The 12785-nt window shown below is 62.7% G+C and carries 10 protein-coding genes; 7 read left to right on the forward strand and 3 right to left on the reverse strand.

The genetic code is table 11. The annotated features are described in order from the left end of the window. Nucleotides 1-63 precede the first annotated feature (63 nt). The 3 genes from AUR_RS13850 to AUR_RS13865 form a co-directional block, all read right to left on the reverse strand. Nucleotides 64-888, reverse strand: coding sequence for a DUF1684 domain-containing protein (locus AUR_RS13850; RefSeq protein WP_128397184.1), 825 nt, complete (start codon nucleotides 886-888; stop codon nucleotides 64-66). A gap of 191 nt (nucleotides 889-1079) precedes the next feature. Further along, nucleotides 1080-2438, reverse strand: coding sequence for an Ig-like domain-containing protein (locus AUR_RS20320; protein WP_164888684.1), 1359 nt, complete (start codon nucleotides 2436-2438; stop codon nucleotides 1080-1082). 92 nt (nucleotides 2439-2530) lie between these two features. Further along, on the reverse strand, nucleotides 2531-3046 hold the full coding sequence (locus AUR_RS13865; protein WP_241650926.1) for a hypothetical protein: 516 nt from the start codon (nucleotides 3044-3046) through the stop codon (nucleotides 2531-2533). A 469-nt stretch (nucleotides 3047-3515) separates the two neighbouring features. Between AUR_RS13865 and AUR_RS13870 the strand changes: the two genes are divergently transcribed. The 7 genes from AUR_RS13870 (at nucleotide 3516) to ppc (ending at nucleotide 12726) form a co-directional block, all read left to right on the forward strand. Continuing rightward, nucleotides 3516-5105, forward strand: a complete 1590-nt coding sequence (locus AUR_RS13870) for a sigma-70 family RNA polymerase sigma factor (RefSeq protein ID WP_062099008.1) — start codon at nucleotides 3516-3518, stop codon at nucleotides 5103-5105. Nucleotides 5106-5229: 124 nt separating this feature from the next. Further along, a complete protein-coding gene (locus AUR_RS13875) occupies nucleotides 5230-6144 on the forward strand; it encodes a PIG-L deacetylase family protein (protein ID WP_083261935.1) in 915 nt (304 codons plus the stop codon). After that, nucleotides 6144-7058, forward strand: coding sequence for an ATP-grasp domain-containing protein (locus tag AUR_RS13880; RefSeq protein WP_062095164.1), 915 nt, complete (start codon nucleotides 6144-6146; stop codon nucleotides 7056-7058). The genes AUR_RS13875 and AUR_RS13880 overlap by 1 nt, the downstream gene beginning before the upstream one ends. After that, complete coding sequence (locus tag AUR_RS13885; protein WP_062095166.1) at nucleotides 7055-8332, forward strand: glycosyltransferase family 2 protein; 1278 nt, start codon at nucleotides 7055-7057, stop codon at nucleotides 8330-8332. Before AUR_RS13880 ends, AUR_RS13885 begins: the two co-directional genes overlap by 4 nt. Then, on the forward strand, nucleotides 8329-9438 hold the full coding sequence (locus tag AUR_RS13890) for a hypothetical protein (protein ID WP_062095167.1): 1110 nt from the start codon (nucleotides 8329-8331) through the stop codon (nucleotides 9436-9438). The genes AUR_RS13885 and AUR_RS13890 overlap by 4 nt, the downstream gene beginning before the upstream one ends. Nucleotides 9439-9481: 43 nt before the next feature. Then, complete coding sequence (locus AUR_RS13895; protein ID WP_128397186.1) at nucleotides 9482-9811, forward strand: hypothetical protein; 330 nt, start codon at nucleotides 9482-9484, stop codon at nucleotides 9809-9811. 116 nt (nucleotides 9812-9927) lie between these two features. Further along, nucleotides 9928-12726, forward strand: coding sequence for a phosphoenolpyruvate carboxylase (gene ppc, locus AUR_RS13900; RefSeq protein ID WP_128397187.1), 2799 nt, complete (start codon nucleotides 9928-9930; stop codon nucleotides 12724-12726). The last annotated feature ends 59 nt before the right edge of the window (nucleotides 12727-12785 follow it).

Below are 12785 nucleotides of genomic sequence, written 5' to 3' on the forward strand. Positions count from 1 at the left end.
TCCGGCCGGCGTTGTGGGTCTGCGGGTTCGCTGCTGGCCTGCGTTGGTGCGCGTTGGTCCCCGTTAGTCCGCGGGGAGCTTTTCGCCCGCCTCAACGCGAACATCGATCGAGTTGCCACGGACGGGCATGGGGCAGGTGCCATAGGGCGTGAACGCGCTGGGGTAGTTGATGGCACGGTTGAAATCGATGATCACCGAACCGTCCGGGCGAGGCTTGGGAATGAAGACCTTGCGCCACTCGTCCGTGGTGTCTCCATTGGTCTCGTCGTGGAAGGTCACGTTGAGGGCACCCAGCTTCTCGGCTTCTGCATGCAGCCTGACCTCGTGCGCTATCCCGGGCACGTGGAACACCACTTCGCCAACGGACACATGCACACCGTCTACCAACGGGTTTGCTGTGCCGATGGGAACCTCCACCGGATTCTCATACGCCTCGAACCTCCCGCTGATCACCCATTCCGGGTTGAAGGGGTAGGTGGGGACGCCGGAGAACTCCGTGTAGACGGCGGAGCCGTTGTCACGCGTGCGGATGGCGTACTTGTCCGCACGCATGGCCAACTCCACGACCACCTGAGTGCCGTCCAACCCGCCGTACTGAACCCAGTTCAGCGACTCCTCGTCCTGGAGGGTTTCTGAGTAGGTCCCTATTACAGGGTCACCCGAGGAAACAAACGTCAACCCGTCTTCCGCCGCGGCCGTCAGCGTCGCGGAGGCCCCGTCGGTGGACCAAAACCCCGGGACCAGCTCAAGGGGTTCGGGGACTGACCCCAACCACTGGAAGGACGTGAGCGTCAGCCATCCGTGGTCGGCCGCCAACGCGGCGTTGCGGCCTGCCCGGAACCTCTCCCAGCGTGCCAGTTGTTGATCAGCCGTGGTGGGCGCGCTCATGGTTCTCCTCAGTTCCTTGACTGTTCTCCATGGATTGGAGGACTTCAACCGTACGGACAAACCGTGGTGCAGGGGTAAAAATTCCTTTCCCTTTTTCAGCTACCCCCACCTTAATTTCGTGGCTGCTTAAATGGAGCGGCTCGCGCTGGCCCCCAATACATGCCAGCGCGAGCCGGATCGTGGCAACGCCCTTAGTGCGAACGACGCTGCGACGACCGCCGTGCTGCGCCGAAGGCGAGCAGTGAACCCAATGCCAACAAGGCGGCTGCGGCGAAGACAAAGGCCGGACCGTTGGCTCCCGTGCTGGCCAGTTCAGTGTCGTCCTGGACCTTCTTTGGCTGTTCCGGCGTTTGGCTCGGAGCCTCGACTGCGGGTGTTGTCACCGGCGTGGAGGGCGTCGGAGCCGAGGTGCTGGGCTCGGCTGTTGCGGGTTCCGTCATGGTGGGTGTGGGCATGGGCGTGGTCGGCGTAGGCGTCGGTGTCGGCGTGGCGGTGGTGGGTGTTGGGGTGGGCGTGGGTGTGCTGCTGGAGCGCGTAGGCGTAGGCGTCGGCGTGGCTGTGGTCGGCGTGGGCGTGGGCGTCGGAGTGGCGGTGCCGTCGCCGGTTCCTTCGGCGCTGGTCCGTCGGGTTTCTGCGCCGACCGGATTTTCGATGCCGTCGATCGTCACAGTGCCGGTGTTCGTGTAGGCATCCAACGTCGCATCCGTAACCTCGGTGACGACGAAAAGCTCAACGCGTTCCCCTCTGGGAAGACCCGTCCACGTCACCGTTACTTCCTGCGGTGTGCACTCGATAACAGCGGGGTAGCGATCGGTTTCCATGGGATCGGTGACGTTGCCGTTTGCGTTGACGGTTCGGCCAACGCGCGGTGTGACGTCGTCACAGTCAATTTCCATCCCTGCGGAAGGAGTATCCGTCACCGTCACGTCATTTGAACGCGAGGGCATGGGCGGCATGTAAATGATGGACTCGAGCCGTGTCTGACCCGCATCAGCCCACCACATCGCCTTGCCTGCAGATTCCGGTGCCGGCGTGCAGTCGGTGACGCAGGGGGTGACGGTTACAGGTACACGGACAACACGATCGCCAACGGTGAATTCCAGTTGCTCGCGTTCCTCATCACCCGGAACCTCCGCGTAACGCGTCGAGAAGTTGCACGTGCCGCGCACCTTAAGCGGGTGCGTGGCAACGAAGTCAGTCAGGGTAAAGACCACCAATCCCGAGTCATCGGCCACCGCGGTGGCAACAGTTTCGCCTTCGGGATTGTCCAGGTCAAACGATGCTGCGCCGAACCAGCGAAGCTCTTGGGGCAGCTGCATTTGGAAGGTGTCCCCGGGCTGCGAGTGGTCCGGCACGCTCCACTCGCAGGTCAGATCGACCTGGTCCCATTGGCTTGTCACTACGGAGTTTGTGCTGATGCTGATGCTGGCTCCGGGAATATTTGCAGCAGTGGCCGGCTGCGCAGCCCAGACCAGCGCTAGAGAGGTCAGGAAGACAGCCAGAAATGCGGCCATCAACGCGGTGGTCTTCATGTGAAGCGGTTTATTCATTTTTTTGGGAAGTCCTTAGCATCCTCGAAAGATTTTCGTCATTAATGAGTGGTCGCTTGAGGATGATCATGACGCCAGGTTCCAGGTTTTGCTCAGATGGACTCCGGGCGGGAATTTGTGGACGTGGTTGCCCCTGCGTCGACTGAGAAAGGCAGGAACTTCACCCTTGCCGGGCTGAGGACTCCTTCCCCGAGGGACTCCACGGCGATCTTGCAGTTCAGAAGACGCCCCAGGCTGAAAGCCGAGAGCGGCAGTAACACGTGGACTGAAGAATTCTGGTACATGGCCGTGGCGCCAGTTCCCTTGAGTTCGGCCTGGACCGTATCCCCAAGCAGCGCCAACAGGGTCCAGCAGTGGCTGCGGCCACCCTGTGGTTCGGGGAGGTCGATGACGGCCACGGCGTGCGGCCCTGCGCCCGGATCTTCGACGGAGACTTCGTGGATCCGACGCTGGAAGTGGGCTGGTGTGGCGAGTCCTGTGTAGACGTCGGTGCACGAGATGGGCGGGACCGTTTCGGACACCTCCGCCCAGCCCTCTGCCAGGGACTGGAGTGCGTCGATATCCAGTGTTTGGTCAGCAGCAACAAAGAGGGCCCGGAAGTCAGTCATGGTTTCACTGATCCCCACACCGTTTCTGGCCCTGGCCGCACCCAATGACCTGGCGGTCATTGCGGGGACCGAATAGCACGTTGCCAAGGACGTGACTACTGTGCGCACTTCAGGCAGCAACCAATCCGCCCGGAACCGCCAGCCCCTCTTGTAGCTGGCTGTCTGCCACCGCCGGAGGAGCACATGGCGCGGAAATGAACATTCGGCGAGGGATTTGTTCCGGAACGATGTCATATGCGGATAGTGCCCCCTTGTTCCCGATCGTGACGTAGTTTTCCAAGGCAACGTTTTTAAAGTCTTTAGAAAAACTCGCGTCACATCTGCTGGCCCGCCATCACTGCATTTATATGGGCGCAATTCTCTATGTTGTGTGGATGCCATAGTGGCCTCCAGGAAAAACACAAACAATAATTCCGGCGCGGATGTTCTGAGCGACGGACACTATATCGAATTGGTACGCGGCGGCGACATGTCTGCCTTCGACCACCTCTACGAGAGGCATATATCCATCGCCGCTGCGGTTGCCCGGCGGAACGTGGACAACCCCAGTGACGCAGAGGACGTGGTGGCCGAGGCCTTTCAGGCGGTGCTGCAAAACCTGGTCGCCGGGAAAGGGCCCAACAACTTCTTCCGGGCGTATCTCCTGTCCACCGTCACCAGGCTTTCCCACCACCGCAACCGCAAAGCGGGAAGCACTCTGCCCAGTAGCGACGACGCCGTATTGGACCGCCCACTGTCGGAACCGGATGCCGCTATCAAGGCTTTTGAATCGGATGCTGTCGCCAAGGCATTCCAAGCGCTGCCCGAACGCTGGAAGGCCGTCCTGTGGTACCTCGACGTGGAACGGATGAAGCCCGCCGCGGTGGCACCCATCCTTGGCCTCTCACCCAACGCGGTCTCAGCGCTCGCTCTGCGCGCCCGGGAAGGCTTGAGGAGACAGTACTTACAGGCCCACGTGGCTGATGAACACGACGATGAATGCGCCGTGTATGCCTCGAAGCTAGGCCAGTACATCCGTGGTGGATTGTCCCGGGCAGCGTCGCGGAAAATGCGTCAGCACCTGGGCGGTTGCTCAAAATGCACCCACGCCCTCTCCGAACTGAAAGATGTCCAAGGAAGCATGAGGGCTGTGCTTCTTCCCATGGTCACCGGAGTTCCGGTGGCTTTATGGGCCGGCAAGGGTGCCGGACTGGGAGTTCTGGGCGGACTTGCCCCGGTAAAGGCGGCCATCGTGGCTCCTGCCATCAGCCAGCCAGTGATGATGGCCGTCGTTGCGGCGGCGGGTTTGGGGCTGGCCTTGGGTGTTTCGGGGGTTGCCGGTCTTTTTGTTCCAGAAACTCCGGTGGTCAACCGTGCCGACTCCATGCAGCCCGAGGCCCAATCTTCTGTCTTTCCCTCGTGGCCACAGTCAACGCCCTCCGGTCAGGCAACAGGGACTCCTTCGGCATCCGCGCAGGAACAGGCCCCCGAGTCGGCACTGCCCTCCGCCGCATCGGCCCCCGCGCAGATGCAGCCAACGGAGCAGGAACAGCAACCATCCGATGAGCGGGAAGTCCCAAAAGCTGCCGGGGTGCAGGGAGCTGCGCCAACGGAAGAGCTGCCGCCGGGAAGTCCACAAGAGTCGCTGCAGCCTCAGCGGGAACCGGTCCCTGCGCCCGATGAACCCGATGAACCGGATGAACCGGATGAACCGGATCAACCGGCGAATCCCACTGCACTTTCGACCTCTGTTTGGGCGGCTCAGGACGCCCGCACAGGCCTGACCGCGGTTCACGTGCACTTCCTTCAACGAGGGGCAGCACCCTCCGGGCCGGGTACGGCCACCTTCACACTGGGCCCTGATGCCCGCATCCTGGAGAAGTCGTTGACTGTCCCCAAGGGGTGGACTTGCTCGTTCCAAGGCCAACAAACCGTCACTTGTAACACTGGTTCCATCCGGCCCGGCAAGCTGCACTTCCATATGACCGCAGAAACCACGAGCCGGCCGGTCGGCGGCGTCCTCACCTACTCCTTCAGTGGCAGCGAATTCAGTACGGGCAACCTCCGCTATGAGTACTGAGCTCGCGGTCGCGGCGACTGAGCGCTGCATCACACCGTCCGGTACGTCATGAAGGGGGGACCTCCTCCACTGCTTGATAGCAGCACCCGAGGTGGGGCTAGCTATCCGCGAACTTAGGGGAAGAATGAAAGCGACGTTGTTCGTCGTTGCGGGCGCGCTTGGCGCCTTGGCGGTGGTTGGGGCCATCGCTCCCGCCGGAAAGAACTGGATAGTCCGCAGGTTCAGGACACCACACCGATTGAGGTGGGCCATGGCCTGCGCCGGGGGAGTACTGCTTGCCGCGTTGGTGATGAGCCTGCTGACGCCACTCCTTCGCTCATTGCTTGAGGGCCTCGTCCTGCTGAGCGGAGCCTCGCTGCTGGTGGGCTTCCTCGTGTCCCCGGCATTGAGGATTGATCACGGCGTTGCGACTCAGCCGCGCCGAGTACTGGCCATCGGAGCGCACCCGGATGATCTTGAATTGGCGTGCGGGGCTACCTTGGCGAAGCTCGCAGATGCCGGGCACGAGGTCCGCACGTTGGTGATGAGTGCGGGAAGCCAAGGCGGCGACAGCACCGTACGCACCGTCGAGGCTTCATCCGGTTCGGAGTTCATGGGCGCCGCGGAAGTACAGGTTCACGACTTCAAGGACACCAAGCTGTCCCAGCAGGGCCAGGAGATGGTTCAAACCATTGAGGCCTTCATCAAGGATTTCAATCCGGATGTTGTGATGACCCATTCAGGGCATGACTACCATCAGGACCACTTGGCGGTGCATCAGGCCACCATGCGTGCGGCCCGCCAGCACTCATCAATCTTGTGCTTCGAAAGCCCGTCTGCCACGAGGCAATTCAATCCGAGCGTCTTTGTGGACATCGCAGGCTACGTGGACGTGAAGATCCACGCTGTGTCCATGCACCGCGACCAGAAGGGAAAGCCCTACATGAGCCCTGAGCGAATCCGCAGCCTGGCAGCGTTCCGGGGCTCCCAGGCCAAGCAGAACTACGCGGAGGGCTTCGAGCCCGTCCGTTTGCTCGGTTCAGCAGTGGGGGAATTCTGATGGCACGCTTTCTGGTAACGGGCTTAGGGGGTCCGGCAGGTTCGTCACTGGCGCAGCAACTCCGGTCGCGGGGGCACTGGGTGCTCGGTGTTGATATGGAGGACGTTGATCCTTCCCTTGCGGACGTCGTCGTGCGCGTATCGCGTGCCTATGCTCCGCAATACCTTTGGGAACTGCGTGGGCTTGTGGCTTCACACGGCGTAGATACAGTCATCCCGACAGTCAGCGACGAATTGGTTCTGGTTGCCCAGGCCCGTGATGATTTTGCACCGGGCGTCGGAGTCGTGATCGGACACCCCGCTCCCGTCCACATAGCCAACGACAAATTCCTCACCATGACCTGCCTGGACACCGCAGGTGTAGGCGTCCCGGACTTCGCGCTTCCCGGCAGTTTCGATTCCGCGGAAGAAGCCATGGATTTCCTGGGCGGTCCTATCGTGGTCAAACCGCGCGTCTCCCGGGGAGGACGTGGAGTCCGCGTCCTTGAGAAGCTCGCGGACCGGGGCCGCCACGCCGCACGAATATGGTCCACTATCGACGACTCATGGATTGTCCAGCGCTTCGCACCCGGAACCGAATTCGCGCCTGTCGTTCACCGGGCGGAAGGAGGGTCCGCCGTCGTCGTCGTGCTCGAGAAGACCGAGCTCAAGCAGGGGCGGATAGGTAACGCCGTGACGGTACGCCGGACAGACAGCCCGGCCAATGCCGACGTAGCCGGGCTGGCCCGGGATGCAGTCGACGCCCTGGCCCTGGTGGGACCGGTGGACCTGGACATCAGGCGCATGCCGGATGGGACTCCCGTCGTGCTGGAAATCAATGCGCGTTTCGGGGCCAACAGCGCACATGCACCGGAGCTTTTGGACAGCGTGTTGGCTGCCCACGTCCGAGGGCTGCCTTCGGGGCTGGCAGGGTGACGCTGGTCGACGTCGCGCTTGCCTTTGTCCAGATCGGAGGCCTGGTGATTTTGGCGTTTGGCGCCGTCAAGATCCTTTACGTTCCCTTGGCTTTGTACTTCAACCGCATCCACCGGCCCCGGGGGGTTAGGCACAAGTACTCCCTGGCCGAGGGCAGGCCGTTGGTTTCGGTCATCGTCCCCGGCTACAACGAGGCAGTGGTGATCACCAACTGCGTAGAGTCCATCCTGGCCAGCCGTTATCTTCGGCTGGAAATTATCCTGGTGGACGACGGGTCAACGGATAACACTGCCTCCATCATGGCCGGGCTTGCGGATCAGCATGACCGGGTTCGTTTCATTTCCAAGGCCAATGGCGGAAAAGGTGCCGCGCTCAACACCGGAATCGCTGCCGCGCACGGGGATGTACTGATGTTCGTGGATGCGGACGGCATCTTCGCCCCGGACACTGTCCTGTACATGCTGGAGGGCTTCGACCATCCAAAGGTGGGCGCCGTGTGCGGCGATGACCGCCCGGTGAACCTGGACCGGATTCAGACCAGAATGCTCGCCATCCTCAGCCATGTGGGTACAGGGCTCGTCAGGCGGGCTTTGTCGCTGATGCACTGCCTTCCGATCGTTTCCGGCAACATCGGCGCCTTTCGCACGGACCTGGTACGGCAGGTCGGCGGGTTCTGCGAAGACACCCTGGGTGAGGACCTCGAGCTGACTTGGCGCGTCTATGGCGCAGGCTATCGGGTCAGCTTCCAACCGAAGGCACTCGTTTATGCCGAGTCGCCGTCCACCATGGGCGGTCTGTGGCGCCAGCGCGTGAGGTGGTCGCGTGGCCTCCTGCAGACCCTGCGCATGCACGCCAGGATGCTGGGCACATGGGATCACGGGCCCTTTGGGCTGTTCCTGATTTTCAACGCCGTCACCATGGTGCTGATCCCTGTACTGCAGCTGTTAATCCTGGGCATACTGCCTTTCCTGTATCTCGCCGGCAAGGGACCCATCCCTGGGGAGGTGCTCGCCATCCTGGGGTGGCTGGGCCTTTTCGTATCCTTGCTGCTGATCGTCTTCTCCATTGGGCTGAACAAGTCCTGGCGCGATCTCCGCTTCGTGTGGACGGTGTTTCTGTGGCCGTTTTACTCAGTCTTCGTGGGGCTGGCGTTGGCGAGCGCGATCGTCAAGGAATTGCGGGGCAGCCCCGCCCGGTGGAACAAGCTTCAGCGCACAGGGGTGGTCTCAGTCAGTGCAACGGACGGCGACCTCGCCACCGGATCCCCAACATGAAGCGAAAGATAGCCGCCGCCATGGCGGCGCTCGCGGTGGCGGCGTCATCTCTGGTGATGACGTCGTCATCTTCGGCGCAATCTTCGCGGCCCGCCGACCGAATGGTCAACCTCGGGTTCGAGGACATTGCCACCAATGATCCCGGGCATCTTCCCCGGCTTGCGGGTCAGCTCGATGCCGTGGATGCCACAGCCGTTTCCCTTGCCGTGGGCCGCACCGACTGGACGGCATTTCCGTCCTATAGCAATCCCAACGCTGTCTCCGGTGCAGTTGCGGCGACAGGCCGGGATTATGTTGCCGAGGCCATCAAGGCCGTAGGTACTTCGGCGGGAGGGCGGCAACGGGACATTGTCCTGACCATCGATGTTCTCCTGGGCAGAAGCCTTGGGGAGGATCCTTCCCTTGCAGGTCGGAATGCAAGCGGACAACGGTCGTCGTCGTTCGCGAGCGTCAATGCCCTCCGGAACGGGGAGGCGGGTGACCGGTTGGCCGCCCTGGCATCGGAAGTCGCCGAACGGTATCGCCCGACGGCGGTGGACCTCACCGAGCTGATGTTTGACGACTTCACATTCGGCACTGATGACCTTGAAGATTTCAAGGCGACCACCGGGCTGAAGGACTGGCCCCGGAACAGCAGCGGTTCCATCGACGCCGCGGACGCCCACCTCCGCACGTGGCGCAGCGAGGCAGTGGCGGACATCGTCCGCAAGGTGCGTGCCGCCGTCGAGCCTTATGGAGTCCGGACCGAGACCGACGTGCGCTCGCCGCTGGTGCTGGCCACCGGGGATCGCTCGGACAGTGGGCATGACTACGACCTCCTCCTTAAACAGCTCGATCGTCTCCATGTCTGGCAGTACGTTGGGCTGAACGATGCCGACGCACCCCCAACCAAGGAGCTGGTCCGGGCCATGAACCGGCGTGCCGGTTGGCGTATGTCCCTGTCGTTGGGCCTGTGGTCATCGGAAGGGGTCATCACGCCTGAGCGGCTTGGGCGGGAACTCCGGGACGCCGCCCGCGGTGGCGCCGCCTCGGTGTCGGTGACGCCGGCAAGCTTGATGACTGACGAGCATTGGGAGGTCCTGAAGAAGGCCTGGTCGGGGCGCTAGAAGCCCCTGTCCGTGTATGTGCGGCGGGCGTACCCTGATTGGCATGGGGATGGAGGGCGTGATTTCCGCAGTTGTCAGCTTGGGGCTTGTCCTCGCGTCGATCTGGGCGGGGGTGCGTTTGGTGGGTAGGGGCGTCCCGGCGAAAGGGGCTACCGGTACGCTCGGCAGTGTTCTGTCCATGATCGAGCCGGCCACCGGTGCGCCTACGCGGTGGGAGTCCGCGGCGGCCGTTGAAGAGATGCGGCAACGCAGGCACGAGCACTTGACGGCGGGGCCCCGCGTACCGGGCGGCGACCCCTACGACGGCAGGATTGTGCTGGGCCGCGGGCCAACCCGCAAGGACGATCGGCGCTTCACGGAAACCAGTATTTGAGACGCATTCCGCGGTATCCCGGGCTGCCGGTAATATCCCTTGGGAAACATTAGTAATCCGGCTCACAGTATCCAGCGCAGTGTACGGGCCACACCCGATTCCGAAGGTAATACTCCATGGTTCACACTGCCCAGCAATCCACTGATCTCGCCGCGGAACTGCGAGCCGACGTCCGCAGGGTTTCAACCCTGCTGGGCGAGTCGTTGGTCCGGCAACACGGTCCCGAATTGCTGGAATTGGTGGAGCAGGTCCGCCTGCTGACCAAGGAGTCCAAGGAAGCGGCGCGTGGCGGCGCCGATGCCACCGGACCGTGGAGCGCGCACGACGTCGTAGCCCAGGTCCGCGAATTGCTCGCCTCCCTGCCGCTGGAGCAGGCAACCGACTTGGTCCGGGCTTTCGCTTTCTACTTCCACCTCAGCAACGCTGCCGAGCAGGTCCACCGGGTGCGGGGGCTGCGGACCAGGCAGGAGAAGGACGGTTGGCTGGCTAAGGCCGTTTCCGAAATCGCGGGTCAGGCAGGGCCGGAGATCCTGCAGGACGTAGTCAACGAACTCGATGTCCGCCCGATCTTCACCGCCCACCCCACCGAGGCCTCCAGGCGTTCGGTCCTGGACAAGATCCGTAAGCTTTCCGATGTGCTGGCACAGCCCACTGCGGAAGGCACCTCGGCCAGGCGCCGTCAGGACCGCCAGCTCGCCGAAATCATCGATCAGATGTGGCAAACAGACGAGCTCCGGCAAGTGCGGCCGACTCCCGTGGATGAAGCGCGCAATGCCATCTACTACTTGAACAGCATCCTCACCGATGCCATGCCGGAGATGCTCACGGATCTTTCCGAGCTCCTGGCGGAACACGGAGTCGAGCTCCCCACAGGCGCCGCGCCCTTGCGCTTCGGCTCCTGGATCGGTGGTGACCGGGACGGCAACCCGAACGTCACGGCGGCTGTTACCCGCGAGATCCTCCAGCTCCAAAACCAGAATGCGGTCCGGATCAGCATTGCCCTGATCGATGAGCTGATTTCCGTCCTTTCCAACTCCACCGCACTGTTCGGCGCTGACCAGGAGTTGCTGGACTCCATCGAGGTGGACCTCAAGAACCTGCCCGGCCTGGACAAACGGGTGCTGGAGCTCAATGCGCAGGAGCCGTACAGGCTCAAGCTCACATGCATCAAAGCCAAGCTCATCAATACGGGGCGTCGCATCTCGGCGTCGACGTATCACGAGCCGGGCCGCGACTATGCCACGACCTCCGAACTCCTCGCCGAATTCGGACTCCTGGAAACGTCGCTCCGCAACCACGCCGCCGGGCTTGTGGCGGACGGTGCCCTGGCCCGTGTCAGGAGGGCGCTCGCAGCGTTCGGTCTGCATTTGGCCACCTTGGACATCCGTGAACATGCCGATTACCATCACGACGCCGTGGGTCAACTCGTCGACAGGCTAGGGACGGAGAAGCCGTATGGCTCCCTCACCCGCGAGGAGCGCCTCGCGTTCCTCGGCGAAGAGCTGGCGTCCCGCCGTCCCTTGTCCGGCCACCCCATTAAGCTCGACGGCGCCGCCGACGGTACGTACGACGTCTTCCGGAGCATTCGCCAGGCCCTGAATACTTACGGGCCGGACGTCGTGGAAACCTACATCATTTCCATGACGCGCGGTGCCGATGATGTGCTGGCAGCCGCCGTGTTGGCCCGCGAAGCCGGGCTCATTGACCTCTTCGGGGCGAATCCGCACGCACGGATCGGTTTCGCTCCGCTGCTTGAGACGGTGGAAGAACTGCGTGCTTCTGCGGAAATCGTGGACCAGCTTTTGTCTGATCCGTCCTACCGTGAGCTCGTCCGCCTGCGCGGGGACATCCAGGAAATCATGCTGGGCTACTCGGATTCCAACAAGGAATCGGGCGTGCTCACCAGCCAGTGGGAAATCCACAAGACCCAGCGGAAGTTGCGCGACGTCGCTGCGAAGCATGGTGTCCGCGTGCGGCTCTTCCACGGCCGAGGTGGTTCAGTGGGGCGCGGCGGTGGACCTACCTACGACGCCATCATGGCCCAGCCCAACGGGGTGCTTGAGGGTGAGATCAAGTTCACCGAGCAAGGCGAGGTTATCTCGGACAAGTACTCCTTGCCGGAGCTTGCACGCGAAAACTTGGAACTGTCGCTGGCGGCGGTGATGCAGGGCTCGGCCCTGCACCGCACTCCGCGCACGTCCGAGGACCAGCGTGAACGCTACGGCAACGTCATGGAGACCATTTCCGACGCCGCGTTCGCACGGTACCGCGCCCTGATTGACGATCCCGACCTTCCGGCCTACTTCCTGGCATCGACGCCCGTGGAGCAGTTGGGCTCGTTGAACATCGGCTCCCGCCCGTCCAAGCGTCCCGATTCCGGTGCAGGCCTGGGCGGCTTGCGTGCAATCCCGTGGGTGTTCGGATGGACCCAGTCCCGCCAGATTGTTCCCGGTTGGTTCGGCGTCGGTTCAGGCCTGAAGAAGGCCCGCGAGTCCGGCAACACGGAGCAGCTGATGGAGATGATGGAGCGCTGGCACTTCTTCCGTTCCGTGATCTCCAACGTCGAGATGACGTTGGCTAAGACGGACATGGAAATTGCCGGGCACTACGTGTCCTCCTTGGTGCCGCAGGAACTCCACCGGCTCTTCCACATGATCCGGGACGAGTACGAACTGACGGTCGCCGAGGTCGAGAGGCTCACCGGGGAACTGGAACTGCTGGACGCGCAGCCCACGCTCAAGCGTTCACTGGAAATCCGGGACCAGTATCTTGACCCCATCAGCTACCTGCAGGTGGAGCTCCTTCGTCGCGTCCGCGAAGAATCAGTGTCCGGAGCTGAAATCGATGAGCGGCTCCAGCGGGCCATGCTGATCACGGTCAATGGCGTTGCTGCGGGCCTGCGGAACACCGGCTAGGAGAGCGACCCCGGGGGGACCCGTCGGGATGTGATAGAGCGTCCGGCGAAACCCGTTGG

The sequence above is a fragment of the Paenarthrobacter ureafaciens genome, from assembly GCF_004028095.1.
In the GTDB taxonomy this organism is placed as follows: Bacteria; Actinomycetota; Actinomycetes; order Actinomycetales; family Micrococcaceae; genus Arthrobacter; species Arthrobacter ureafaciens.